Source organism: Streptomyces sp. 2323.1, from assembly GCF_900221035.1.
Lineage (GTDB): Bacteria > Actinomycetota > Actinomycetes > Streptomycetales > Streptomycetaceae > Streptomyces > Streptomyces sioyaensis.
In genome coordinates this window covers 1,415,267-1,439,707 of record NZ_LT907981.1, presented here as the reverse complement: position 1 = coordinate 1,439,707, position 24,441 = coordinate 1,415,267, and the positions used below count along the sequence as shown (strand labels likewise).

Sequence of the window (24,441 nt, the reverse complement as noted above, 5' to 3'; positions counted from 1 at the left end):
GGGCGAGTTGGGCGTACCGGCCGCCCGTACGCCCCCCGGCCTCATGAGGGCCGTCGCGGCCGGCCGGGCAGGAGGGCGGGGGCCGGGTCGAAGCGCAGTCGGGTGAGCAGTGGGCAGTCGTTGCGGAGCAGCGGGAGGGCCGTGAGGCGGGGCGCGAGACGGCCGAGGAGGCCGCGGCCCGCGGGGAGCGGAATGCCGGACACCTCGCCGATGGCCGGATGGGCCGTGCGCAGCTCGGGCCGCTCGGCCGCGTCCATGCCCCAGGGCATCGGGGGCAGACGATGGCCGCCGAGCCCCTTCGTACCGCTGCGGGTTCGGGCGCTGAACCGCCGCGAGACGGTGTCGAAGACCATGGTGCCGCCGGGAAACGCCTCGGCGCAGGCGCCGATCAGCCGGGTCGCCTGCGCCGGCTGCAGATACATCAGCAGGCCCTGAGCGGTCACCAGCACACCGCGTGCGGCGTCGATCTGCGCCGTCCACCGGCTGTCGCGCGCGTCGCAGGCGACGAGGTGCTGCCGGGAGCCGTGCGGCAGTACGCGTCTGCGCAGCGCCAGCGGATCGGGGAGGTCGACGGTGACCCAGCGGGCCCGGCCGTTGTCCACCCGCCAGAACTGGGTCTCCAGGCCCTCGCCGAGCGCGACCACGGTGCCGTCCGGATGGGCGGCGAGGAACTCGCGGACCACCCCGTCGAAGGCGAGGGCGCGCAGCGCGATGGCCTGCGCCAGCCAGGGCCGGGGGGCGCCCAGCCGCTCCAGGAAGGGGAATTCGAGCTCGGCCATGAGCTGGACGGCGCGCGGGTCGGGCAGCACCGTGTCCGGGCGGGCGGCCTCGGCGGCGCGGTGCTGGAGTGTCCACAGCGCCGTCTCGGGAACTCCCGTGAGGTCCGCCTTGACGCGCCGTGGCGCCGCGTCCCCGTCGGGAGGGGGCGTGGGGCGGGGAATGGACGGGGAGGACGGTTCGTGGCCCGTCGTGTGCACTGCCTCGATCATGTGGCGTTGATATCGGCGGCCGGGCCCTGACCGGGGCCGATCGGGGGGCCGGTCACCCTGGGGGGTGCTAAGTCGTACCGCACGCTGCCGGGCCCGGCCTGGTGCAGGTGGTCCGCCCGCACCAGGTCCGGTCGGTGCGGTCAGCGCGCCAGATCGCGATGGACGACCCGGGCGGCGTTCTCGATGGTGTCGACGCCGTAGTCCATGGTGTGGCTGCCGGTGGAGAGGACGGCCATGCCGTAGTCGTGGCTGCTGCCGGTGAAGGCGCCGACACTGTTCACCCGCCAGCCGCCCTTCTCGCGCGGCAGCCAGCCGTTCTTGACGTGCACGGCCGCGCCGGCCGGGGCGCCGGCGGGCGCCCCCCACCGCTGCTCGGGGACGACCCGGTGCATCAGATCGAGCGCATAGCTCCGGGAGTGCTCGGTCAGCACCGGGGTGTCCGTGGTGAGCAGCCGCATCAGCGTCAGCTGGTCGTGGGCGGTGATCTGGGTGAGGCCCCAGGCCCCGCCCTTGCCCGGGACGGTGTCCCGCATGGCGGCCAGCGACAGGAAGTGCTGGACGCCGGCGGGGCGGACCCGGTGCCAGAGGGCGGTGGTGGCGTCGTTGTCCGACTTGGTGATCATGTCGGTGGTCAGGTCCACCTCGTGCGGCGTCAGCTTGCGGTGCGCCTCCTCGGCCTTCCGCAGCAGGGCGCCGAGCACGGTGACCTTCACCACACTCGCCGAGTCGAAGTGGGTGCCGCCCTTGAATTCGCAGCTGGTCTTGGTGGTCCGGTCGTAGACCGCCATGGCGGAGGCGCCCTGGCGCCCGTCGAGGGCGCCGGCGAGGTCCCGGGACAGCGCCGGCGCCAGGCCCGGCTTCTTCGACGTGCATACGACCTTGGATCCGCCCACGGGGGCGCTGGCGGTCTCGGCCGAGGCCGGGGTCGCCGAGGTGAGCACCGTGAGCAGCGAGCCGGCCGCCACGACCGCGGCCAGCCCGCGCCGTGTGCAGGTCGATATGCGTGATCCGTGCATGAAGGTGGTCCTGTCCCGCTGGGTATCGAAGGCCCCGCTCTCGGGCGGCCGGCCTCGCGCGACCGCCTCGGCTGCGGGTCTCGGCAGCCGTGCGTCGGCCGGCTTCCCGGTTCATGGGTCACGGTGACGATACGTGGCGGGGGTGCGGACACCTCAGGGAATTGGGGCGGAAATGTCCGTATTCGACGAGGGTGTCGGGGTGTGACATTCGCCAAATCAGGGGGGTGGCGGCGGAGGTACTCCTAGGGGCGTGGCAGCGGGGTGCGGGGGCGGGGGACAGCCGCGCGTGGGCGGCGGCGGTTGACGGCCGCGCGGCGGCGGCGTGCCCCGGCGATCAGCTGGCGGCTGCGGAGGGCCATCTCGATCTCGAAGCGGGTGCGCGGGTCGCGGAGGCGGGCGCCGAACAGCTTCTCCAGCTGACGCATCCGGTAGCGCACCGTCTGCGGGTGGATGCTGAGCGCCTTGGCCACCTCCGGGGCCCCCATGCCGCTGAGCCAGGCCAGCAGGGTCGCCTCCAGGCGCTCGCAGCGCTCCGGCGTCAGCCCGGCGAGCGGGCTGAGCCGGCGGGCTATCAGCGTGTGGGTCAACGACTCGTCCTGGAGGAGCAACAGGGAGGAGAGGTGGTCGTCGACGAACACCACGCCGGCCTCCGGGCCGTCGTGCACGGACGCCAGATCCAGCAGCCGGGACGCGGCGCGCACGGAGGCGGTGGCCTCGTGCGGCGACACCGCATGACCGACGACGGCCGCGCGGTGGCGCAGCACGCCCTTCAGCCTGGCCCGCCCTTCCTTGCCGTCGGCGAGGGAGGCGGGGATCAGCAATCCCGGTGCCTCGCCCGGCGCGCTGACGAGGCAGTCGCCGAGCGCGGACGCCACGAGATGGATGTCCGTGTCGCTGCGCAGCATGACCGCACGCACCTTGTCGGGCAGCGGGTTGCCGCTCCGGAGCACGTTTTCGATCAGTCGGGTGACCTGTTGGTGACCGCCGCGTTCCAGGACTTCCTTGAAGCCTGGATTGCGTTCGCAAAGGGTTTGCGCGATCAGTTCGGTCAGGATCGCGAGTTGGTCTTCTTCGCTGTCGGCTCGTCCGTCACCGCACTGCGGTAACCGGACGCCGTTCAGTACTTCGCTCACCATTCTGCCTCTGTCTCATCGCATGGAAGGCTGGTCCGGCAATTTTCTACCCCACCTGGCACGTGCCGTCGGCAGTTGACAGGACTCGTTCAGAAGTCCTTTCGGATTCCGTCTGAAGTCCTTGCGCTTTGCGACAGAAACTGTTTGAGATGCGGCGCGACACGAGCGTACCGCCCCATCCGCCCCTCAGGAATCCCTTCTTCCGCTACGCCGGGATCACGCTGAGTGGTCAACGGGCCGTTTGCGAACGGCACTGGACGGGGCGTCACCCCCAAGGGCCCAGGCGGGACTGGCCAATCCGTTCGGCGGCTTCGACACTGTGGGGGATCGTGCGGACCGACTCGTGGCTGCGATAGGACTGGTGACTGTGAAGATCCTCATCTCCGCGGACATGGAGGGCGCCACCGGTGTGACCTGGCCCGCCGATGTGCTGCCCGGTACGCCCCAGTGGGAGCGCTGCCGCGCCATGTTCACCTCCGACGTCAACGCGGCGATCGCCGGCTTCTTCGCCGGCGGGGCCGACGAGGTCCTCGTCAACGAGGCGCACTGGACGATGCGCAACCTGCTGCTGGAACAGCTCGACGAGCGCGCCGAGATGCTCACCGGCCGGCACAAGTCGCTGAGCATGGTCGAGGGGGTGCAGCACGGCGATGTCGACGGGATCGCCTTCGTCGGCTACCACACCGGGGCCGGCACCGAGGGCGTCCTCGCGCACACCTACCTCGCCAACACCCTCACCGGCGTCTGGGTCGACGGCACCCGGGCCAGCGAGGGTCATCTGAACTCCCTCGTGGTCGCCGAGTACGGCGTACCGGTGGTGCTGGTCACCGGCGACGACCGCACCTGCCAGGACGCGCTGGGGTACGCCCCGCAGGCGCCCGCGGTGGCGGTCAAGGACTATGTGTCGCGCTATGCGGCGGTCTGCCGGCCGCCGGCCCGTACCGCGGCCGACATCCGGGCCGCGGCCGAAAAGGGCGCCGCGCTGGCGGTACGTCATGAACCGGTGCGCGGCGGGCCGTTCCGCTTCGAGCTGGAATTCGACGCCGAGCATCTGGTGGGCGCGGCGACCTGTGTGCCCGGCGTGGAGCGCAGCGGCGAGCGCCGGGTCGCGTATACCGGTCAGGACATGTACGAGGCCATCCGGTGCTTCAAGGCGGTCACCACCGTCGTGTCGTCCGCAGTGGAGGAGCAGTATGGCTGAGCGGGAAAGAGCCGGGGAGCCGGCCGCCGGCCACGCCGGTGTGGACATGCGGGCGCTCGACGAGGTCGTCGAGTTCACCTCCGAGCTGATCCGGATCGACACCAGCAACGCCGGTGACGGCACCTGCCGGGAGCGGCCGGCCGCCGAGTACGCCGCCGAGCGGCTGGCCGGTGCCGGGCTGACGCCGACCTTGCTGGAGCGCAGCCCGGGCCGGACGAACGTGGTCGCCCGGATCGAGGGCACCGACCCCGCGGCCGACGCCCTGCTGGTGCACGGCCATCTCGACGTGGTGCCCGCCGAGCCCGCCGACTGGCAGGTGCACCCCTTCTCCGGGGAGGTCCGCGACGGTGTGGTCTGGGGCCGCGGCGCCATCGACATGAAGAACATGAACGCGATGGCGCTCGCCGTCGTCCGCCGCTGGGCCCGCAGCGGCGTGCGGCCGCGGCGGGACATCGTGCTGGCCTTCACCGCCGACGAGGAGGCCAGCGCCGAGGACGGCTCGGGCTTCCTCGCCGACCGGCATCCCGGGCTCTTCGAGGGCTGCACCGAAGGCATCAGCGAATCCGGGGCCTTCACCTTCCACGCGGGCGGCGGCATACAGCTGTATCCGGTCGCGGCGGGGGAGCGCGGCACGGCCTGGCTGAAGCTGACCGCCCACGGCCGGGCGGGACACGGCTCGAAGGTCAACCGCGAGAACGCCGTCAGCCGGCTGGCCGCGGCCGTGACCCGGATCGGTGCGCACGAGTGGCCCGTCCGGCTCACCCCGACCGTACGGGCCGCGCTGCGCGAACTCGCCGCGCTGTACGGCATCGACACCGAGACCGAGGCGGCCGGCCTGGACGTCGACACCCTGCTGAGCGCGCTCGGCCCGGCCGCCGGGCTGGTCGAGCCGACGGTCCGCAACAGCGCCAACCCGACGATGCTGGCGGCCGGTTACAAGGTCAATGTGATCCCGGGCTCCGCCGTGGGTTACGTCGACGGACGGGTGGTCCCCGGCGGCGAGGCGGAGTTCGAGGCCACCATGGACGAGCTGACCGGGCCGGACGTGGACTGGGAGTACCACCACCGCGAGGTCGCGCTGCAGGCCCCTGTCGACTCCCCGGCGTTTGCCGCGATGCGGGCCGCGATCGAGCGCTTCGACCCCGACGGCCATGTCGTGCCGTACTGCATGTCCGGGGGCACGGACGCCAAGCAGTTCTCCCGGCTGGGCATCACCGGCTATGGTTTCTCGCCGCTGAAACTGCCCGAGGGGTTCGACTACCAGGCGCTCTTCCACGGCGTGGACGAGCGGGTGCCGGTCGAGGGGCTGCACTTCGGCGTCCGGGTGCTCGATCACTTCCTGCGCACGGTCTGACCGGCCGGTGCCCTGCCCGACCGTGGAGAGGACAACAGCATGGTGACGACGGCTCCGTACGGCACCTGGACGTCCCCGGTGGACGCCCGGACGGTCGCCGTGCACGACGGCCGGCCGGCCTTCGTCGGCATGGTCGGCGACGAGGTGTGGTGGACGGAGCCGCGGCCCGCCGAGGGCGGCCGGCGGACGCTGGTCCGCCGGCGGCCGGACGGGGCCGAGGAATCGGTGCTGCCGGCGCCCTGGAACGTCCGCAGCCGGGTGCTGGAGTACGGCGGCCAGCCCTGGGCCGGTACGGACACCGAAGAGGGACCGCTGATCGTCTTCAGCAACTTCGACGATCAGCGGCTGTACGCCTGCACACCGGACGGCGACCCCGCACCGCGCCCGCTCACCCCGCACTCCGCGGTCGGCGGCGGACTGCGCTGGGTCGATCCGGTGCTCCGCTGCGACCTCGGCGAGGTGTGGTGCGTCCTGGAGGAGTTCACCGGCGAGGGGCCGACCGAGGTGCGCCGGGTGCTCGCCGCCGTACCGCTCGACGGCTCGGCGGCCGAAGACCGCACCCGCGTAAGGGAGTTGAGCGATGACCGGCACCGTTTCGTGACCGGTCCGCGGATCTCCCCCGACGGCCGGCGGGCCGCCTGGATCGCCTGGGACCACCCCCGGATGCCCTGGGACGGCACCCTGGCCATGGTGGCCCGGATCAGCGCCGAGGGCACCTTCGAGGACGTCCGGCCGGTCGTCGGTGACCTCGGGTCCGCCGCGTCCGGGGACGGTGAGTCCGTCGCGCAGGTCGAGTGGGCGGCCGACGGCTCGCTGCTCTTCGTCTCGGACCTCAGCGGCTGGTGGGAACTCCAGCGCATCGACCCCGACGCGGCGGACGACGGCGTGGTGGCGAGCCGGGCGCTGTGCCCCGCCCGGCAGGAGGAGTTCGGCGGCCCGCTGTGGAACGTCGGGCAGCGCTGGTTCCTGCCCCTGGACGACGGCACCCTCGCGGTGATCCACGGCCGCGGCTCCACCGCCCTGGGCATCCTCGATCCGGTGACCGGCGAACTCGTCGACGCGGCCGGCCCGTGGACGGAATGGACGCCCACCCTCGCGGTGCACGGCAGCCGCGTGCTGGGGATTGCCGCCGGCCCGCACAGCTCGTACGAGCTCGTCGAGCTGGACACCTGCACCGGCCACGCCCGGGTGCTGGCCTGCCGGCACGTCGATGTGCTGGACCCCGCCTACCACCCCCGGCCGCGGAGCCGTACGTTCACCGGACCCGACGGCCGGGACATCCACGCGCACATCCATCCGCCGCACAACCCCGACCACGTCGCCCCGGACGGCGAACTGCCGCCCTACGTGGTGTGGGCACACGGCGGCCCCACCGGCCGTGCCCCGCTCGTGCTCGACCTGGAGATCGCCTACTTCACCTCCCGGGGCATCGGCGTCGCCGAGGTCAACTACGGCGGCTCGACCGGCTACGGCCGGGAGTACCGCGAGCGGCTGCGCGGCCGCTGGGGCGTGGTCGATGTCGAGGACTGTGCGGCCGTCGCCCGCGCACTGGCCGACGAGGGCAGCGCCGACCGCGCCCGGCTGGCCATCCGCGGCGGCAGCGCCGGCGGCTGGACCGCCGCCGCCTCGCTGACCACCACCGACCTCTACGCCTGCGGCACCATCAGCTATCCGGTCCTGGACCTGACCGGCTGGGCGACCGGCGGGACCCATGACTTCGAGTCGCAGTATCTGGAGTCGCTGATCGGGCCGTTCGCCGAGGTGCCCGACCGCTACCGCGAGCGCTCGCCGCTGCACCGCGCGGACCGGATCGCCGTGCCGTTCCTGCTGCTCCAGGGCCTGGACGATGTGATCTGCCCGCCCGCACAGTGCGAGCGGTTCCTCGCCGCGGTCGCCGGGCGCGGGGTGCCGCACGCCTATCTGCCGTTCGCCGGGGAGGGACACGGCTTCCGCCGCGCCGAGACCATGGTGCGTGCCGTGGAGGCCGAACTCGCCCTCTACGCCCAGACCTTCGGCCTGACCCGCAGCGATGTCCCGGCGCTGGAGCTGCGCGGATGACGGCGGCTCCGGCGGTCCGGCCGCCGCGGCTGCGGCCCGGCGACCGGGTGGCGGTGGTGGCGCCCAGCGGCCCCCTCGTGCCGGAGCGGCTGGACCGCGGGCTGGACGTGCTCCGCGGCTGGGATCTCGACCCGGTGCCCGCACCCCATGTCCGCGGCACCCACGCCACCCTGGGCTACCTCGCCGGCACCGACGAGGAGCGGGCCCACGACCTTCAGGCGGCCTGGTGCGATCCGTCCGTCAAGGCGGTGTTCGCGGCGCGCGGCGGCTACGGCGCCCAGCGGATGGTCGACCTGCTGGACTGGGCCGCCGTCCGGGCCGCGGCCCCCAAGCCGCTGATCGGCTTCAGCGATGTGACGGTGCTGCACGAGGCGTTCGCGGTGCGCGCCGGGGTGGCCACGCTGCACGGTCCGGCCGTCGCCGGCGAGGTCTTCCTGAAGGACGACGCCACCCGCGCGCACCTGTGGCGCACGCTCTTCGCGCCGGAGACCGTCCGCATCCTGGCCGCGCCGTCCGCCCGGCCGCTGGTGCCCGGGCGGGCCCGCGGGGTCACCCTCGGCGGCTGTCTGACCATGCTCGCCACCGAGCTGGGCGCGCCGCGGGCCAGGCCCGACGCGGCGGGCGGCCTGTTGCTGCTGGAGGACGTGGGGGAGCCGCCGTACCGCATCGACCGGGCACTCACCCAACTCCTGCGGGCCGGCTGGCTGGACGGCGTGGCCGGGATCGCCCTCGGCTCCTGGGCCCGCTGCGGCCCCTACGACCGGGTCCGGGAGGTGCTGCTGGACCGGCTGGGCGGGCTCGGGGTGCCGGTGGCCGAGGAGTGCGGCTTCGGGCACGGGGACACGGCGCTGACCGTGCCGCTGGGCGTCCCCGCCGAGCTGGACGCGACGGCCGGCACGCTCGTCCTGGAGACCACGGCGACGGTGTGACCCCCCGGCCGATGCCTCGTCAGCACCGCCCCGACCAGGTCCGATGACGTGAGCGACCGCCTTCATCCGCCCCGGGTGGCGCTGAACTGACGTCCTAACGGCAACGCGTGCCCGGTGCCTTGCATCGCTCTCAGCGGTGTCCCAGCATGAGCGCGCCGCCGCCGACCGGTCGGCGGCGGTGTGGGGAGGTCCTGGTGCCCAGCGTGTCCCGAGCGGTGTCCCGCCCCGTGCGCCGCCTGCCCCTCGCCCTGCTGGCCGGCACCGCGCTCGTCGCGCCGTTCACGCTGACCCCGCCCGCCCCCGTGGCCGCCGCCGGCCCGTACACCGTCACCGCGCTCAAGGTCACCGTCCGGGCCGGCGACCGTAACTGCACCCTGGACACGGACATCTACCGCCCGTCCGGAGTCGACGCCGCCCACCCGGCGCCCGCCGTGCTGACCACCAACGGCTTCGGCGGCAGCAAGGCCGACGGCTCGACCGACGGCCCGGCCAAGGCCCTCGCCGCCCGCGGCTATGTGGCGCTGGCGTACTCCGGCCTCGGCTTCGGGAAGTCCGGCTGCCCGATCTCCCTCGACGACCCGGGGATCGACGGCCGGGCGGCGAGCGGGCTGGTGGATCTGCTGGCCGGCACCCGTACGGCCGACAACGGGACCCGGCTCGACTACGTCTCCCAGGACGGCCCCGGCGATCCGCGGGTCGGCATGATCGGCGCGTCCTACGGCGGGGCGGTGCAGCTCGCCACCGCCGCCGTCGACCACCGCGTCGATGCGCTGGTCCCGCTCATCACCTGGCACGACCTGTCCTACTCCCTCGCGCCCAACACCGCGGACCCTCCGCAGGGGCGCGACGGAGGGCTGCCTGGTGCGTACAAGTGGCAGTGGACGAACGGGTTCTTTCTGATCGGCGAGGCGCAGGGGCTGCTCCATCCCGACCTCGACCCGTCGCGGACCGGCGGCGCCGGCTGTCTGCACTTCGTCGCGCGGGCCTGCGAGACCAAGCGGCTGCTGGACTCCGGCAGATACCCGGCCGAGCGGGCCCGGGCCGTGCTCAGCTATGCACGCAGCGTCTCCCCGGTCTCGTACCTGGCGTCGGTCAGGGCACCGACGCTGCTGGTCCAGGGCCAGGCGGACACCCTGTTCAACCTCAACGAGGCCGCGGCCACCTATCGGACCCTGCGCGACCGGGGCACCCCGGCGGGGATGATCTGGCAGGCCTGGGGTCACAGCGGCGGGATGCGCAAGCCGGCGGACGGGGAACTCGACCTCGCCCGGGGGAACCTGGACACCAGCTATGTCGGGCGGCGGATCCTGGCGTGGTTCGACCGGTATCTGCACCACCGTGCGGTCGCCACCGGCCCGGCGTTCGCGTACTACCGGGACTGGGCGGGCGACGGGCCCGCCTACGGCACCGCGCCCGCCTTTCCGGCCGGTGCCGGCCGGCGGCTGTATCTCTCCGGGGACGGCCGGCTCGTCGGCCGCCGCGGCGAGGTGGTGCGCGGCGACCGGGAGTACCGCAACCTGCGGATGCCCACCAGCCATTCGGAGAGCTCGCTGGCCGGGTTGCTCGGTGTGCCGGACGTGCCGCCGTACGACGCCCGCGGCACCTTTCTGGACTGGACGTCGAAGCCGGTGACGGGCGGGCCGCTGGAGGTGGTGGGTGCGCCCGCGCTGACGCTGCGGGTCGTGGCACCGGCGGCGGCGCGCCGACAGAGCTCCCCGGACGCGGCCGACCGGCTGGTGCTGTTCGCCAAGCTCTACGACGTCGCGCCGGACGGCGGGACGACGCTGCTGCACCGGTTGGTGGCCCCGGCCCGGGTGGCCGATGTGCGCCGGACGTTCACCATGGAACTGCCGGGCATCGTGCACCGCTTCGGGCCGGGGCACCGACTGCGCCTGGTCATCGCCGCGAGCGACGATGCCTATACGGGTAATCGCGAGGTGAATTCGGTGACGGTCAGCGCTGCGCCGGAGGACACCGGGGTCCTCGAACTGCCCGTCACCCGAGGGGTGTTGTCGTAGCGGATGGGTCGATGCCGTAGGGACAAGAGGGAGGGCGGAGAATCTCGGGCGCGTCGCGGGGGCCGGGTGCCGGCCGGGGACCGCGCGCGTCAGCCGGGTCGTCCGCGAGGGCGTCGGCTCAGTCGTCCGTGACCGTGATGGCCTGCACGGGGCAGGCGCGGGCGGCCTCCCGCACCAGCGGGTCGCCCGCGCCGTCCTCACGGCCGGGCAGCAGCTCGCTGTAACCGTCGTCGTCCTGGGTGAACACCCCGGGCGCGGTCAGCGCGCACTGGCCGGCACCGATACAGCTGTTGTTGATCGTGATCCGCATTCCGGAACCCCTTCGTTCGGCTGCCGGCACGGCGTTACCAGGCCAGCGGCAGTTCGATCATTCCTTGCAGAGTGTCCCCCGCCTTGAAGGGGATCTCGGCAGCCGGCACGGCGAGTCGCAGATCCGGGATCCTGGTGAACAGCGAGCGCAGCGCGATCTCCATTTCCGCCCGGGCGAGGTTCTGCCCCAGGCACTGGTGAATGCCGAACCCGAACGCCACGTGGTGGCGGGCGGACCGGCCGAGGTCCAGCTCGTCCGGGGCCGGATAGGCACTGCCGTCCCGGTTGATCAGCGAGGTGGGGAACAGCACGCCGTCGTCGGCACGGATGACCTGACCGCCGATCTCGATGTCCGCCGTCGCCACCCGCAGCACACCGTCCGCGATGGACAGGAACCGCAGCAGCTCCTCGACGGCGGCCGGCATCAGGTCCTCCCGGGCCTTCAGCTGTGCCAGCTGTTCGGGGTGCTCCAGCAGGGTGAAGGTGCCGAGCGAGATCATGTTGGCGGTGGTCTCATGGCCGGCCACCAGCAGGATCATGGCGAGCCGGACCAGGTCTTCGCGGTCCAGGGCGCCGGCCCGCAGCTGATCCTGGATCAGGTCGTCCAGCAGGCCGTCGCCCGGGTTCTTCTCCTTGTGGGTGATCAGTTCGCCGAAGTACTCCTCCAGCTTCATCCGGGCGTCCTCCGCCTCCTCGGCCGTACGGCCTTGCAGGATCCGGCGGGACTGCCCCTCGAAGAACTCGTGGTCGGAGTACGGGACGCCGAGCAGCGAGCAGATCACCATCGAGGGGACCGGCAGCGCGAAGGCGGAGACCAGCTCGGCGGGCGGCCCCTGCGCCAGCATCCGGTCGAGCAGCCCGTCGACGATCTGCTGGATCTCCGGCCGCAGCGCGGCGATCCGCTTGACGCTGAAGCTGGGGATCAGCATCCGGCGCTGGGTGTTGTGCTCCGGGTCGTCGACTCCGACCAGCGGTGCCCTGACCTGGCGGATCGCCGCGAAGCGCGCGAACGGGGCCGGGAAGGCCGGGTTCTGCCGGTCGGAGGACAGCCGCTGATCGCTCAGCAGCGCCCGGGCCTGGGCATGGCCGGTCACCGCCCACACCCTGCGGCCGTCGTAGAAGGTGACATGGGTCAGCGGGCCGGCGTCGCGCAGCGGCTGATAGGTGGCCGGCGGGTGGTAGGGACAGGTGCGGTCCCGGAAGTACGCGATGGCTTCGGTCACGAATTCCTCCCCGTACGAGCGGTTCGGCCCGCTCGCATGTGAGCTGCCAATGCGGAAGCGCGCCGTGTGGGCCGCGCCGATCTCACCTCATGCCTCGGATACCGGGCATGTCTACGCGTAGATCGGCCAACCTCGTTCAGGATCGGTCATGTTCGGTCTCGCCGCTCGCCCGTGGCGGCCGTACGAGGGTGTCGATCACGCCAGCTGAGGTCCCGCCGGTGCGCTACGCGGACACCCGCGCAATGGGCTGGCCCGCCGCCGCCACCCCTCCGTACGATCTGCCGATGACGACCAACGACCGCTATCTCGCGCGCGGCCGGCGGGTGGGCATCCGGCACTTCTCCGCCGCCGACCGGGACGAGTTCACCGCGCGGGCGCGCGAGAGCGCGGAGCTGCACCACCCCTGGCTCGCGCCACCGGCCACGGACGCCGCCTACGACGCCTATCTGCTCCGGCTCCAGGAGCCGCTGCGCGAAGGGTTCTTGATCTGTGAGCTCACCAGCGGCCGGATCGCCGGCTACCTCACGATCAACAACATCGTGCACGGCGCGTTCCGCTCCGGGGCGATCGGTTACGGCGCCTTCGCGCACGCCTCCGGGCGCGGCCTGATGAGCGAGGGCCTGCGGCTCGTACTGCACCACGCCTTCGGACCGATGGGCCTGCACCGCCTGGAGGCCAACATTCAGCCCGCCAACCACCTGTCGACCGCCCTGGTCGAACGGGCCGGCTTCCGCCTGGAAGGCTTCTCGCCGGACTTCCTCTTCCTCGACGGCGCCTGGCGGGACCACGAGCGCTGGGCGATCACGTCCGAGATGGTGCCGGGGACACCGGTGTGATGTCCTGCCGGGCATGGACATCCACTTCCACCGCACCGTCCCGGTCTTCAGGATCTTCGACGTGGCCAAGGCGCATGAGTTCTACCTCGACTACCTCGGCTGCACGGTCGACTGGGAGCACCGCTTCGAGGCCGGCATGCCGCTCTACACCCAGGTCTCCCGCGGTGACCTCGTCCTGCATCTGTCCGAGCACCACGGCGATGCGACGCCCGGCTCCACGGTCTACACCGAGCTGAGCGGAGTGCGGGCGCTCCATGCCGAGCTGGCCGGCAAGGGCTATCCGTATCTGCGGCCCGGTCTGGAGCAGGACGAGACGGGGACCACGCTCACGCTGACCGACCCCTTCGGTAACCGGCTGCGCCTGACCGAGCCGGGCGCCGGCGGCCGGCCAGCCGCCGGTCCTACCGCGACTTGCGGTTGATCTTCATCGTGTCCATGTCGGTGGCCGTGGAGCGCAGTTCGCGGCAGCCGAGTCCGGCGGCCCGCAGGGTGTTCTCCGCCTGCTCCTCGGCCAGCGCGGCCGCCAGCTCCTCGCCGTCCGCCGCGTCCGAGACGATGACACAGCGGTAGCTGAAGGAGTGCAGCGCGGCGTCGTACGCCAGCGAACCCTCGGGCGTGAACCGCATCTGCGACAGCCCGTGGTCGGCCACCTCGGCCAGCAGCTTCTCGCGGGCCGGGGCCGTGAGACCGTCCCACTTGCCGCGGACGATCACTCGGTAGGTGTGCTGGGTCGCCATGGGTGCCGTCTTCCGTTCCGCTGTCCGCCGGTGGGCCGAAGTGCCAGGCTATGTCGGTGAATCCGACGGGGCCTCCCCTTTTTCCGCGGGGCTGTGTGACGATCACGGCATGCGCCGAACCGTACTGATCGATGCGCCCTCCAACCTGGGACTGCGGCCGCCCGCGCCCGGCGTCGTCCCCGGCTGCTACAAGCTCGCGGGCGCGCTGCGCGACCAGGGGCTGCTGCGGCGGCTCGGTGCGCTGGAGGGCGGTGTGGTGGTGCCGCCGCGCTACGACCTGGGGGAGTGGCAGGAGGGCGACGGCGACTTCCACGCCGCGCCCATCGCCGCCTACACCCGCACCCTCGCGGCCCGCATCGAGGGGCACGTCCGCGACGGCGACTTCCCGGTGGTGCTGGGCGGGGACTGCAGCATTCTGCTCGGGGCGGTGCTCGCGCTGCGTCGGCAGGGGCGGTACGGCGTGGTCTACCTCGACGGACACGGCGACTTCCGGCACCCGGGCAACACGGAGGTCTCCGGTCCGGTCGGTGCCGCCGCCGGAGAGGGCCTGGCACAGATCACCGGGCGGGGGCAGCCGGACCTCACCGACATCGACGGGCTGGCGCCCTACGTCCGCGACGAGGACCTGAGCGTGCTGGGCATCCGCGACGCGGACGAGGACCAGCCGGAGCTGACCGGCCTCGGCATCGCCCACACCCCGGTCGGCGGGATCCGGCGGCGCGGCCCGGAGCGGGTGGCGCGTGAGGTCCTCACCCGCTTCCACCGCTCCCCGCTCGACGGCTTCTGGATCCACCTCGATGCGGACGTCCTCGACCCGTCCGTGCTGCCGGCCGTCGACAGCCCCGACCCCGGCGGCCTGTTCCCGGACGAACTCCGCGCGCTGCTCGGCCCGTTGGCCGCCTCGCCGCGCTGCGCCGGCGTCAACGTCACGATCTACGACCCGGACCGCGACCCCGAGGGGTCCGGCGCGGTGCTGCTCGCCGATCTCCTTGAGGACGTCTTTGCGCAACCCTGACCTCCCGCGGCCGCAAGATGCCCTGTGCAGGGCGGCGGGGACGCGGTTCCATGGTCATCAGGAGGCCGCCGCAGCCGAGGTGGCCCGGTCCAGCATTGCGAGGCAGCCGTGGCCACGAGTGTGCGACGCACCACCCTGACCCTTCCCGCCGCGCCCCTCGGCCCGGACAACCCCCTCCCCGCGCTGTGCGCCGGCCACGACCCGCACCACATCGAACTCGGGCCGGACACCCGCCTGCCCGCCGACATGGCGCGGCAGCTCGGCCACGCACCGCTGCGCTCGATCCTGCCGACCCGGATGCGGGACGGCTACGGCCGCGCCCGCCGCAGCACCGACGTCGAGGCGCTGGTGCTGGAGAACGACCGGCTGCGCGCCACCGTCCTGCCGGGCCTCGGCGGCCGGGTGTACTCCCTCCACCACAAGCCCACCGGCCGTGAACTGCTCTACCGCAACCCGGTATTGCAGCCCGCGGCCTTCGCCCTCAACGGCGCCTGGTTCTCCGGCGGCATCGAATGGAACATCGGCGCCACCGGGCACACCACCCTGACCTGCGCCCCGCTGCACGCCGCCCGCCTCCCGGCGCCCGACGGCGGGGAGATGCTGCGGCTGTGGGAGTGGGAGCGGCTGCGCGACCTGCCCTTCCAGGTGGACCTGTGGCTGCCCGACGGTTCCGACTTCCTGCACGTCGGCGTACGGATCCGCAATCCGCACCCGCACACCGTGCCGGTCTACTGGTGGTCCAACACCGCCGTGCCCGAGGACGAGGGCACCCGCGTCCTGGCCCCCGCGGACGAGGCCTGGCACTTCGGCTACGCCCACACCCTGCGCCGCGTCCCGGTGCCCGACTCCGAGGGCGCCGACCGCAGTTACCCGCTGCGCAGCGAGTACCCCGCCGACTACTTCTACGACGTACCCGAGGGCGCCCGCGGCTGGATCACCTCGCTCGGCGCGGACGGCCGCGGCCTGGTGCAGACCTCCACCGGCACACTGCGCGGCCGCAAGCTCTTCCTGTGGGGCGCGGGCCGGGCCGGGCGCCGCTGGACGCAGTGGCTCACCGCACCGGGCACCGGCGGCTATGCCGAGATCCAGGCGGGGTTGGCCCGCACCCAGCTGGAGCACGTACCGCTGGACGCCGGCGGCGAGTTCGCCTGGCTGGAGGCGTACGGGCCGATGGAGACCGACGCCGCGGCGGTGCACGGCGCGGACTGGGCCGCGGCCCGCGGCGAGGTGGCGGCCCGGCTGGAAGCCGTCCTGCCGCGGGCGGACGTCGACGCCGCCTACGCCGCCTGGCGGCCGTACGCCGACCACGAACCGAAGGAGTCGCTGGCCACCGGCTCCGGCTGGGGCGCGCTGGAGGTGGCCCGGGCGGGCCTCGATCTGCCGGGGACGCCGTTCGAGGCGGCCACGCTGGGCGCCGAACAGGAGCCCTGGCTGACCCTGCTCACCACCGGCGACCTGCCGGCCGCCGGCCCCGTGCCCGGACCGGCGCTGGTCGCGCCGGCCTGGCGCGAGCTGCTGGAGTCCGCGGCGCCGGGCCCGGCCACCGACTACCACCTGGGTCTGGCCCAGTGGCATGCCGGCGACCGCGCCCAGGCCGTCCGCAGCTGGGAGCGGGCGCTCGCGCACGGGGCCGGCTGTCTGCCGCTGTACTGCCTGGCCGTCGCCGAGTCCGTGGCGGGCGAGCCGGCCCGCGCCGCCGACCGCTTCGCGCAGGCCTGCGCGGCGGCGGCACGGGCGGCCTCGAACGTGGACGGCCGCGCCTGGCAGGAGGTGCTGCCCGCGCTCGCCCGGGAGGCGGTGCCCGCGCTGCTCGCGGCCGGCCGTACGGCCGAGGCCGCCCAGCTGCTGGCGGGCCTGCGGCAGAACGGTCCGGCCGACGGCCGCTTCGCGTTGCTGACCGCCCAGGTGCTGCTGGCCCAGGGGCAGCCGGCCGCGGCCCGGGAGATCTTCGACGCCGGGTTCGAGATCGCCGCACTGCGGGAGGGCGACGAGGTGCTCGGCGACACCTGGTACGCCATCGCCGAGCAGCTGGTCGCGGCCGGCGGACCGGTCACCGAGGACGTCCGCGCCACGGCCCGCGCCGCCCATCCGCTCCCGGAGCGGTACGACTACCGGATGCGGCCGGTGTAAGGGCGCCGGACAGCCCCGCGGGCGGCAGCTCACTTCAGGGCGGACGGGCGGGAACCGGGCGGCGGGCCCGGCCGACGTGGTCCGTGGCCGCCCGTACGCCGTTGCGGTGACCCTGCCCGCCCGTGGAATGATCCCGGACCGGCACGCGTTATGGCGGATCATGAAGGCAATCAGCACGCAGACCTATGGCGGCCCCGACGTCCTCGCATACTCCGACCTGCCCGACCCCAAGGTCGGCCCCGACTCGTTCCTGGTCCGGGTCAAGGCGGCCGGGGTCAATCCGGTGGACTGGAAGATCCTCGCGGGCTATCTCGACCCGATGCTGGACGCGCATTTCCCGATCGTCCCCGGATGGGACGTGGCGGGCGTGGTGGAGGCGGTCGGCGCGGACGCCACCGAGTACGCGGTCGGTGACGAGGTCATCGGCTATGTCCGCAAGGACGCGGTCCAGCACGGCACCTACGCGGAGCTGGTCGCCGCGCCGGTGCGGACCCTGGCGCGCAAGCCCGCCTCGCTCAGCTGGCAGCAGGCCGCCGGGCTGCCGCTGGCGGGACTGACGGCCTATCAGTCGCTGGCGCGGGTGGATGTGAAGCAGGGCGAGACGGTCCTGGTGCACGCCGCCGCGGGCGGTGTCGGCTCGCTCGCCGTCCAGATCGCGGTGGCCCGGGGGGCCCGGGTCATCGGCACGGCCAGTGAGCGCAACCACGACTTCCTGCGGTCCCTGGGCGCCGAGCCGGTCACCTACGGCGAGGGTCTCGCCGACCGGGTGCGGGCGCTGGCACCCGAGGGCGTCGACGCGGCCGTGGACTTCGTCGGCGGTGGCGTCGTGGACGTCTCGCAGGAGCTGCTCAAGGACCGCAGCCGGGTGGCCTCGATCGCCGACGGCGAGGTCACGGGCAAGGGCGGCCACATGGTGTGGGTCCGCCCGGACACCGCCGATCTGACCGCGCTCGGCGCGCTCGCGGACGCCGGGAAGCTGACCGTGCCGGTCGCGGCCGTCTTCCCGCTGTCCGAGGCCGCCGAGGCGCTGCGGCAGAGCATGGCCGGCCGGACCCGCGGCAAGATCGTCCTTGAGGTGTCCTGACGGCGGGCCCGTCACCGCCGGCGCGCGGGGTGCCGGGGCCGCTCAGGCCTCGGCATCCGGCTTCCGGTCGACGTACTCGAAGATCGAACCGTCCGGGTGCCGGGCCACCAGATTGCGTCCGATCGGCGTCGGCAGCGGACCGGCGATGATGTCCGCGCCGACCGCCTTGAGGTCGGCGACCGCCTCGTCCACATCCTTGACGGCGAGGGTCGCGGTGATCTTCCGCAGCACCGACAACTCCGCCTCGGGGCCGCTCATCAGGAAGAAGCACCCGACGGCAGCGACCGCCACCCCGCCCCGCTGGAAGCGGATCGCCTCGGCACCGGTCAGCCGTTCGTAGACGCCGATCGAGGCATTGAGATCGCTGACGCACACCCGCAATGAGGTCCCCAGAATGTCCATACGGCAACCCTAGTTGGGACGCCCGCCGCTACGCGATCAGTTGGCCATGATCAGACCGCTCCGGCCCGCGCCCCGTGACAGCACGATGGTCCGTATGGCGTCCCGGGCCCGGACGTAGTCGCTGCGTCCGGGCTGCCGGGCGAGTGCCGCGTTGAGGTTCACGACCCTGAACCCGTCGTTGATGTCGGTGAGTTGGGGGAGGAACTCCGCCTTGCGGACCGTCCAGCGGCGGTCGGGGCCGAACGGGCCGGCGAAGGTGAAGCGGGCCATCGAGCTCTGGTTGCCGCGGCCGTCCTGCTGGTTGCTGTGGTTGAACATCCGGCCCGCCAGCTGGTCGCCCATCCCGTAGACGACCCAGGTGCCGTTGACCTTCTCGTACGCCTGCGGGACATGGGCGTGGGTCCCCAGGATCAGGTCGATGTCGGGCCGTCCGGCGGTGCGCGAGGCGGTCAGCGCGCGGGCCAGGGTGCGCTGTTGTTCATCCGGCTCGGGCTGCCACTCGGTGCCCCAGTGGATGCTGACGACCACCACGTCCGCACCCGCCCGCCGGGCCGCCCGGGCATCATCGATGATCTTCTTCCGGTCGATCAGATTGACCGTCCAGGGCGCCTTGCCGGGCAGCGGAATGCCGTTGGTGCCATAGGTGTACGAGAGCTGGGCGACCTTCGCGGGGCCGGCCTTCAGCAGGGCGGGCCGGGCGGCCTCGGCGGCGGAGCGGGCCGAGCCGGTGTGGCGCAGGCCCACCGCGTCCATGGCGCCCAGGGTGCGGCGCACGCCGTCGGCGCCGTCGTCGAGGGTGTGGTTGGAGGCCGTGGAACAGGAGTCGTAGCCCGCGTCCTTGAGGGCGGCGGCGACCTCGGGCGGGGACTTGAAGCTGGGGTAGCCGGTGAACGGCCCGCCGTCCCTGCCGTAGATGGTCTCCATGTGGCAGATCGCCAGATCCGCGCCGGAGACCACCGGCTTGACCCCGGCGAACATGGTGCGGAAGTCATGGCCGTGGCCGCCGGCGTTGCCGCCGGACTGCCGGATGATCTCGTTGTGCGGCAGTACGTCGCCGGTGGCCAGCAGGGTGAAGGTGGTGGCGGCGGCGGAGGCCCGGGCGGCGCCCGGAGCGGTGGGCGCCGGGGAGCGGGCGGGGCCGGCGGACCGCTGGGTGCCGCAGCCCGCCGCGAGCAGGGCGAGCGCGGCGAGGGCGGCCAGGCGCTGTATTCGGGTCACGCCCTCCATCCATACCGGTAGGAAGGGGATTTATCTGCCGGGGGAGGGGTGCGGCTGGGCCGTCAGGGGCAATCGCACGGGTATCGCGGGGCCATCCGCGTCAGTGACGGTGTGGCGGTGCGCCGGGCGGGGCGGGTTGAGCCGGGCCGGGCCGAGCAGGGGATGAGCCGAGCCCGGCCCGGCGGGCAGAGGGCCGTGCCCGTGCCCGGCCCGGGCCCGTGCGGCGGCCGCCGGTGCCGTGGTTCAGACGCGGCACAGGAGCTCGCCGTGCAGGATCGCGAGCCAGCCGTCCTCGTCGGCGCCCCACGCCCGCCAGGCCTGTGCGATCCGGTCCAGGTCCGCCGGCGTGGCGTGTCCGCCGTCCACCGCGGTCCGGGCGTACGAGGAGCTGACCGTGCGGTCCGCCCACAGCTCGCTCCACCAGGACCGCTCCTGCGGGGTGTGGTAGCACCAGGTGCCGGCGGTGGCGGTGAGCGCGTCCGGGGCGAAACCGGCCTGCCGCGCCCAGGCGTGCAGCCGGCGTCCGGCATCCGGCTCGCCCCCGTTGGCGCGGGCCACCCGCTGGTACAGCCGCATCCAGTCGGTCATCCCGTCGGACTCCGGGTACCAGGCCATGGCCGAGTGGTCCGCATCGCGGACGGCGACGATGCCGCCGGGCTTGGTGACCCGGCGCATCTCGCGCAGCGCCTGGACGGGATCGCCGACGTGCTGCAGGACTTGATGGGCGTGCACGACGCAGAAGGTGTCGTCGGGGTAGTCCAGTGCGTGGACATCGCCGACCGTGAAGCTGATGTTGGTCAGGCCCCGTCCGGCGGCCGTGGCGCGGGCCTGCTCCAGCACCTCCGGAGCCCGCTCCAGGCCGGTGACCCGGCCGTCGGGCACCAGGGCGGCCAGGTCGGCGGTGATGGTGCCGGGGCCGCAGCCGATGTCGAGGATCTGCATGTGCGGCCGCAGCGCATCCAGCAGATACCCGGCGGAGTTGGCGGCGGTGCGCCAGGTGTGGGAGCGCAGTACGGACTCGTGGTGGCCGTGGGTGTAGACGGCGGATTCCTGCGGCACGGTCGACTCCTTAGGCGAGTGGGGAGGGCGGCCGCACCACGGCGCGGCCGCCCGTTCGGCATGGTGAGCTCACCGTACGCCTCTATCTCGCATCATGAGAGTCTGATCTCACTATTCGGGCAGCAGGCGGTAGACCGTCAGCGCCTCGCGCTGCTTCTCCAGCGTCAACTCGCTTGGAGCGGGCGCCACTTCACCGTCGAACGCCAGCTGCGTACCCTCGGGGACGTCACTGATCCGCAGCCGCGACAGACGCGCCTCACCGAGCACCGGAGAGCTGCGCGGGGTGCCCATCAACGCCGCGGCGAGCAGCCGGGTGCGGGCCAGCCGGCCGCCGTGCACCACCCGTACGTCGAGCACCCCGTCCGCCAGATCGTGCCGCCGCACCGGTGCGAACCCCAGCCCGCGGTACTGGCAGTTGCCGACGAACAGCAGCCAGACCGCCCGCCGCTCGCCATTGATCCGCAGGGTCAGCGGCGCGGCGGTGCGCAGCACCTCCCACGCCGCCAGGATCCCGGCCGGCCAGGCGCCGATCCGGCCCGCCCACCGCTCGCGGATCCGCACCAGCTCCGGATAGGCGCCGATCGAGAAGGTGTTGAGGAACTGATGCCCCTCCAGATGCGGCCCGGACCGGAAGCGCGCCACGTCCACGGCCACGGCCTCACCGCTCTCCACCGCGCGTGCCGCCGCCGCATAGGTCTCGATCCCCAGGTCGTAGGCGAAGTGGTTCAGGGTGCCGCCGGGCAGCACCGCGAGCGGCAGCCCGTGCCGCGCCGCGACCGTCGCCGCCGCGTTGACGGTGCCGTCCCCGCCGACCACCCCCAGCGCCCCGCCCAGCGCCCTGGCCCGCTCCGCGGCCTCGTCCAGGGCCTTGTCCAGCGGCTCCCCGTCCGGCCCTCCGCACACCGTCACCTCGGCCTCCGGCAGCACCCGGCGCACCTCGCCGACCCGGTCCGGGGCAGGACCGGTGCGCTGGCCCGCGCCCTGGTTCGCCACCACGACCAGCCCGCGGCCGCCCGGCAGCGCGGGGGCCTCGGCGCGGGGTCGGGCGGGCGGCGCCAGCTGGGCGCGGGTCGGGGCGAAACCGCGGACCGCGAGCGCCGCCCCCGCCCCCAGCGCGGCACCCGCCAGCACATCACCCGGATAGTGCACCCCCGTATAGACGCGGGAGAACGCCACCGACGCGGCGACCGGCGCCAGCGCCAGACCCCACCACTTGTTCTCGAAGGCGACACCGGTCGCAAAGGCCACGGCCGAGGCCGCGTGCCCGGACGGGAAGGAGGAGGTGATCGGCTGACGGTGCAACTGCCGTATCACCGGCACCGTGTCCAGCACCGGGCGCTGACGCCGTACGGAGCGCTTGCCGAGCGTGTTCACCGTCGCCGACGCCACGGCCAGGGAGGCCACGCCGCGCAGCGCGGCCCGGCGCACCGGACGGCCGCCCACCGCGGCCGCCCCGGCCGCCAGCCCCAGCCACAGCAGCCCGTGGTTGGCGCTCCGGGTCAGCCGGGGCAGCACCCGCTGGGCGCCCGGCCACTCGCGCGTGGCAATCAGGTTGAAGGTCCGCCGGTCGAGTCGGCTCAGTCGCGTTCGCATGCGCCACCTTGTACCCCGGACCGGCCGGAACAGGCCGGAACCCGCGGCAGGTGCCGCCGGAGCGTCGCGGCCGGGCCGGCGGGTTCCGGGCAGGTGCGGACCGTGCTTCGATGCCCGGATGATCAGGAGACGGTACGACGCCGACCTCGACGCCTGTGCGGCCGTCCTGGCCGAGGTGCACACCCACGGCGGCTACCCGCACCAGTGGCCCGCTGACCCGGTGCGCTGGCTGACCCCCGACGGGCTGAATGCCGCCTGGGTCGCCGAGGTGGACGGCACGGTCGTCGGCCATGCCGCGCTGTGCGGGCGCGAGATCAGCCGGCTCTTCGTCGCGCCCGGCGCCCGCGGCGCGGGTCTCGGCCGGCGCCTGCTGCACACCGTCGAGGCGGCGGCGACGGCCCGCGGACTGCGCCCCGTACTGGAGGTGAAGACCACCGACACCGCGGCCATCGCCCTCTACGAGCGGCTGGGCTGGCTCCGCCGCGGCACCGAGCGGCAGGAATGGGGACCGGGGGAGGTGGTGACGGTGCACCGCTATGAGGCGCCGGCGGCCCGCCCGGCGCAGGGAGCGCCGGTCCCACCCTCCTGAGAGCCGGTGCCGCCCTCCGCTGACGTGTCGTCCCGTCGCCACCCCCGTGATCTGCCAAGGTGGACGGGCCGCCCGTTCTGCGACGGGCCCACCATCGACCCGCCGTTGCGGAGTGGAGGTACGGATGCAGCGGACCGCCCCGGACCCGCGGCCGGAACCGGACCCGGATCCGCCGGTGGGCCTGCCGGTCCTCCCGGACCTCGCCGCCCACCTCTCCGCGGCCGCCGACCGCACCGAGGCCGACCCCCCGGGCGGCGCAGCCCCGCTGCGCACCGCCGCCTGCGGCTACTGGGAACGCCGCGGCCTGGTCACCACGCCCGACCGGGTCCTCGCCGCGCCCGGGGCGCCGGCCCTGCTGCTCGCGCTGTACGCCGCCGCCGACGGGGCGGTGGTGCTGCCGCGGCCCTGCGCCGAGTGGTACGCGCCGCCGGCCCACCTGCTCGGGCGACCGGTGCACCTCGCGCCCGTACCGGCCGAATCGGGCGGCGTGCCCGACCCGTTCGCGCTGCTGGAGACCGTCCGCCGGGCCCGGATGCACGGCGACACCCCGCGCCTGCTGGTCCTGTCCGTCGCCGACGACCCGACCGGCACCTGCCCCGCCCCCGAACAGCTCCACGAGGTCTGTGAGGCGGCGGCGGGAGAGGGCCTGTGGATCGTCAGCGACGAGACCCGCCGCGATCTGCTGCACGATCCGCACGACACCGTGCTGCTCAGCCCCGCCGAGATGCTGCCCGACGAGGTCGTGGTCCTCACCGACCTGCGGGCCACGCTGGTGCCCGCCTCCTGGCCCGCCGCGCTCGCCCGCTTCCCCGACACCGACCGTGGCACCGTCCTGCGGGCCGCCGCGCTGGACGCGCTCACCGCGGTGGGTGCCCCGCTTCCGGGGCCGCTCGGCTGCGCCGTCACCCATGCCCTCGGCGAACCCGACGCGCTGCGCGCCAGGGTGGCCACCGTGGCCCGGGTGTACGGCACCCTCGCCGCGGCGCTCCACCACACCGTCACCGAAGCCGGTGCGGTCTGCCGTCCGCCGCACTCCGGCAGCCATCTCTACGCCGACCTCGAACCGCTGCGCCGGCCGCTGGCCGCCCGCGGCATCGTGGAATCCCATGCGCTGGAGCGGAAGTTGGCGCCATGGGGGGCCCGCGGCGGATACCGCTTCGGCGATGCGCCGGGCGCCCTGCGGGTGCGCCTGAGTGCTGAGGCCCTGCTCGGCGCCGACCGGGAGCTGCGGCAACGCACCCTGGACGCGCCCGATCCGCTGGAACTCGGGCACCTCACCGAGGCGTTGACCGGGCTGTCCCGGGCGCTGACCGGACTCACCTCCGCCACGGACGGCTGACGGCCGCTGCCCGGCCGGGTCCGGTGCGAGGCCCGGGTCCTGTCCAGTACGGGCTCGAATATCGAAGAGCCGTGAACCAGGCGGCCGTGCCTGGCCCTTCGGGATCTCCTTGGCGTCCTTGCACTCCTGACACCGTGTTAGCCGGGTGTTAGCGGAGCGACAGCTTCACGCTAGTGGCCCCGATCAGAGTGGGTGACGTACCGAGAGAC

At 73.6% G+C, this 24,441-nt stretch carries 22 protein-coding genes; 12 read left to right on the top strand and 10 right to left on the bottom strand.

Annotated features, from left to right (window positions below; genetic code table 11):
- Positions 1-41 precede the first annotated feature (41 nt).
- The 3 genes from CPH93_RS05580 to CPH93_RS05570 form a co-directional block, all read right to left on the bottom strand.
- Complete coding sequence (locus tag CPH93_RS05580; protein ID WP_197708737.1) at positions 42-989, bottom strand: class I SAM-dependent methyltransferase; 948 nt, start codon at positions 987-989, stop codon at positions 42-44.
- 140 nt (positions 990-1,129) lie between these two features.
- A complete protein-coding gene (locus CPH93_RS05575) occupies positions 1,130-2,005 on the bottom strand; it encodes a serine hydrolase (RefSeq protein ID WP_093486482.1) in 876 nt (291 codons plus the stop codon).
- A 242-nt stretch (positions 2,006-2,247) separates the two neighbouring features.
- Positions 2,248-3,141 carry a helix-turn-helix domain-containing protein gene (locus tag CPH93_RS05570; protein WP_231977192.1) on the bottom strand — a complete coding sequence of 298 codons (894 nt, stop codon included), beginning with the start codon at positions 3,139-3,141 and terminating at the stop codon, positions 2,248-2,250.
- Positions 3,142-3,505: 364 nt separating this feature from the next.
- Here CPH93_RS05570 and CPH93_RS05565 point away from each other — a divergent pair, with 364 nt between their 5' ends.
- The 5 genes from CPH93_RS05565 to CPH93_RS05545 all read left to right on the top strand — a co-directional run bounded on the left by CPH93_RS05565 (position 3,506) and on the right by CPH93_RS05545 (position 10,698).
- Positions 3,506-4,339, top strand: coding sequence for a M55 family metallopeptidase (locus CPH93_RS05565; protein WP_096212148.1), 834 nt, complete (start codon positions 3,506-3,508; stop codon positions 4,337-4,339).
- The gene (locus tag CPH93_RS05560) at positions 4,332-5,693 is read left to right on the top strand and encodes a M20/M25/M40 family metallo-hydrolase (protein WP_096212147.1); all 1,362 of its coding nucleotides are present in this window, start codon (positions 4,332-4,334) and stop codon (positions 5,691-5,693) included. Before CPH93_RS05565 ends, CPH93_RS05560 begins: the two co-directional genes overlap by 8 nt.
- A 39-nt stretch (positions 5,694-5,732) precedes the next feature.
- The gene (locus CPH93_RS05555) at positions 5,733-7,751 is read left to right on the top strand and encodes a prolyl oligopeptidase family serine peptidase (protein ID WP_096212146.1); all 2,019 of its coding nucleotides are present in this window, start codon (positions 5,733-5,735) and stop codon (positions 7,749-7,751) included.
- Positions 7,748-8,680: a S66 peptidase family protein gene (locus CPH93_RS05550; protein ID WP_096212145.1), complete on the top strand. Its 933-nt coding sequence runs from the start codon at positions 7,748-7,750 to the stop codon at positions 8,678-8,680. Before CPH93_RS05555 ends, CPH93_RS05550 begins: the two co-directional genes overlap by 4 nt.
- Positions 8,681-8,883: 203 nt before the next feature.
- Positions 8,884-10,698: a CocE/NonD family hydrolase gene (locus CPH93_RS05545; protein WP_096215319.1), complete on the top strand. Its 1,815-nt coding sequence runs from the start codon at positions 8,884-8,886 to the stop codon at positions 10,696-10,698.
- Positions 10,699-10,816: 118 nt separating this feature from the next.
- Here CPH93_RS05545 and CPH93_RS05540 read toward each other — a convergent pair whose 3' ends face one another.
- Positions 10,817-11,008, bottom strand: coding sequence for a ferredoxin (locus CPH93_RS05540; protein WP_006602133.1), 192 nt, complete (start codon positions 11,006-11,008; stop codon positions 10,817-10,819).
- A gap of 34 nt (positions 11,009-11,042) precedes the next feature.
- Positions 11,043-12,230: a cytochrome P450 gene (locus CPH93_RS05535; RefSeq protein WP_096212144.1), complete on the bottom strand. Its 1,188-nt coding sequence runs from the start codon at positions 12,228-12,230 to the stop codon at positions 11,043-11,045.
- 284 nt (positions 12,231-12,514) lie between these two features.
- Here CPH93_RS05535 and CPH93_RS05530 point away from each other — a divergent pair, with 284 nt between their 5' ends.
- Positions 12,515-13,066, top strand: a complete 552-nt coding sequence (locus tag CPH93_RS05530) for a GNAT family N-acetyltransferase (RefSeq protein ID WP_093489372.1) — start codon at positions 12,515-12,517, stop codon at positions 13,064-13,066.
- A 13-nt stretch (positions 13,067-13,079) separates the two neighbouring features.
- Positions 13,080-13,487, top strand: a complete 408-nt coding sequence (locus CPH93_RS05525) for a glyoxalase superfamily protein (protein WP_096212143.1) — start codon at positions 13,080-13,082, stop codon at positions 13,485-13,487.
- Here CPH93_RS05525 and CPH93_RS05520 read toward each other — a convergent pair.
- Positions 13,468-13,803 carry a DUF6204 family protein gene (locus CPH93_RS05520; protein ID WP_093486496.1) on the bottom strand — a complete coding sequence of 112 codons (336 nt, stop codon included), beginning with the start codon at positions 13,801-13,803 and terminating at the stop codon, positions 13,468-13,470. The two genes, CPH93_RS05525 and CPH93_RS05520, sit on opposite strands and share 20 nt — an antisense overlap.
- A 109-nt stretch (positions 13,804-13,912) precedes the next feature.
- Here CPH93_RS05520 and CPH93_RS05515 point away from each other — a divergent pair, with 109 nt between their 5' ends.
- The 3 genes from CPH93_RS05515 (at position 13,913) to CPH93_RS05505 (ending at position 18,032) form a co-directional block, all read left to right on the top strand.
- Positions 13,913-14,818 (top strand): arginase family protein, encoded by a 906-nt coding sequence (locus CPH93_RS05515; RefSeq protein WP_093486498.1) that lies wholly within the window; start codon positions 13,913-13,915, stop codon positions 14,816-14,818.
- A 108-nt stretch (positions 14,819-14,926) separates the two neighbouring features.
- Positions 14,927-16,948, top strand: a complete 2,022-nt coding sequence (locus tag CPH93_RS05510) for a DUF5107 domain-containing protein (protein WP_096212142.1) — start codon at positions 14,927-14,929, stop codon at positions 16,946-16,948.
- Between the two features lie 160 nt (positions 16,949-17,108).
- On the top strand, positions 17,109-18,032 hold the full coding sequence (locus tag CPH93_RS05505) for an NADP-dependent oxidoreductase (protein ID WP_096212141.1): 924 nt from the start codon (positions 17,109-17,111) through the stop codon (positions 18,030-18,032).
- Positions 18,033-18,074: 42 nt separating this feature from the next.
- Here the strand turns inward: CPH93_RS05505 and CPH93_RS05500 are convergent, their stop codons facing one another.
- From CPH93_RS05500 to CPH93_RS05485, 4 genes are all read right to left on the bottom strand, one after another.
- Positions 18,075-18,434, bottom strand: a complete 360-nt coding sequence (locus tag CPH93_RS05500; protein ID WP_040897981.1) for a VOC family protein — start codon at positions 18,432-18,434, stop codon at positions 18,075-18,077.
- 36 nt (positions 18,435-18,470) lie between these two features.
- Positions 18,471-19,661, bottom strand: coding sequence for a CapA family protein (locus tag CPH93_RS05495; protein WP_096212140.1), 1,191 nt, complete (start codon positions 19,659-19,661; stop codon positions 18,471-18,473).
- Between the two features lie 234 nt (positions 19,662-19,895).
- The gene (locus CPH93_RS05490; protein ID WP_093486506.1) at positions 19,896-20,711 is read right to left on the bottom strand and encodes a class I SAM-dependent methyltransferase; all 816 of its coding nucleotides are present in this window, start codon (positions 20,709-20,711) and stop codon (positions 19,896-19,898) included.
- Positions 20,712-20,822: 111 nt separating this feature from the next.
- Positions 20,823-22,304 carry a bifunctional phosphatase PAP2/diacylglycerol kinase family protein gene (locus tag CPH93_RS05485; protein ID WP_096212139.1) on the bottom strand — a complete coding sequence of 494 codons (1,482 nt, stop codon included), beginning with the start codon at positions 22,302-22,304 and terminating at the stop codon, positions 20,823-20,825.
- Positions 22,305-22,422: 118 nt separating this feature from the next.
- On the opposite strand from CPH93_RS05485, the gene CPH93_RS05480 reads away from it, so the two are divergent.
- Positions 22,423-22,893, top strand: a complete 471-nt coding sequence (locus CPH93_RS05480) for a GNAT family N-acetyltransferase (protein WP_096212138.1) — start codon at positions 22,423-22,425, stop codon at positions 22,891-22,893.
- A 124-nt stretch (positions 22,894-23,017) separates the two neighbouring features.
- Positions 23,018-24,232, top strand: a complete 1,215-nt coding sequence (locus CPH93_RS05475) for an aminotransferase class I/II-fold pyridoxal phosphate-dependent enzyme (protein ID WP_096212137.1) — start codon at positions 23,018-23,020, stop codon at positions 24,230-24,232.
- Positions 24,233-24,441 lie beyond the last annotated feature (209 nt).

Coding starts and splice junctions, on each gene's coding strand:
- CPH93_RS05580 (WP_197708737.1), bottom strand. CDS start 989: ATGATCGAGGCAGTGCACACGACGGGCCACGAACCGTCCTCCCCGTCC.
- CPH93_RS05575 (WP_093486482.1), bottom strand. CDS start 2,005: ATGCACGGATCACGCATATCGACCTGCACACGGCGCGGGCTGGCCGCG.
- CPH93_RS05570 (WP_231977192.1), bottom strand. CDS start 3,141: ATGGTGAGCGAAGTACTGAACGGCGTCCGGTTACCGCAGTGCGGTGAC.
- CPH93_RS05560 (WP_096212147.1), top strand. CDS start 4,332: ATGGCTGAGCGGGAAAGAGCCGGGGAGCCGGCCGCCGGCCACGCCGGT.
- CPH93_RS05555 (WP_096212146.1), top strand. CDS start 5,733: ATGGTGACGACGGCTCCGTACGGCACCTGGACGTCCCCGGTGGACGCC.
- CPH93_RS05550 (WP_096212145.1), top strand. CDS start 7,748: ATGACGGCGGCTCCGGCGGTCCGGCCGCCGCGGCTGCGGCCCGGCGAC.
- CPH93_RS05540 (WP_006602133.1), bottom strand. CDS start 11,008: ATGCGGATCACGATCAACAACAGCTGTATCGGTGCCGGCCAGTGCGCG.
- CPH93_RS05530 (WP_093489372.1), top strand. CDS start 12,515: ATGACGACCAACGACCGCTATCTCGCGCGCGGCCGGCGGGTGGGCATC.
- CPH93_RS05525 (WP_096212143.1), top strand. CDS start 13,080: ATGGACATCCACTTCCACCGCACCGTCCCGGTCTTCAGGATCTTCGAC.
- CPH93_RS05520 (WP_093486496.1), bottom strand. CDS start 13,803: ATGGCGACCCAGCACACCTACCGAGTGATCGTCCGCGGCAAGTGGGAC.
- CPH93_RS05515 (WP_093486498.1), top strand. CDS start 13,913: ATGCGCCGAACCGTACTGATCGATGCGCCCTCCAACCTGGGACTGCGG.
- CPH93_RS05505 (WP_096212141.1), top strand. CDS start 17,109: ATGAAGGCAATCAGCACGCAGACCTATGGCGGCCCCGACGTCCTCGCA.
- CPH93_RS05500 (WP_040897981.1), bottom strand. CDS start 18,434: ATGGACATTCTGGGGACCTCATTGCGGGTGTGCGTCAGCGATCTCAAT.
- CPH93_RS05495 (WP_096212140.1), bottom strand. CDS start 19,661: ATGGAGGGCGTGACCCGAATACAGCGCCTGGCCGCCCTCGCCGCGCTC.
- CPH93_RS05485 (WP_096212139.1), bottom strand. CDS start 22,304: ATGCGAACGCGACTGAGCCGACTCGACCGGCGGACCTTCAACCTGATT.
- CPH93_RS05480 (WP_096212138.1), top strand. CDS start 22,423: ATGATCAGGAGACGGTACGACGCCGACCTCGACGCCTGTGCGGCCGTC.
- CPH93_RS05475 (WP_096212137.1), top strand. CDS start 23,018: ATGCAGCGGACCGCCCCGGACCCGCGGCCGGAACCGGACCCGGATCCG.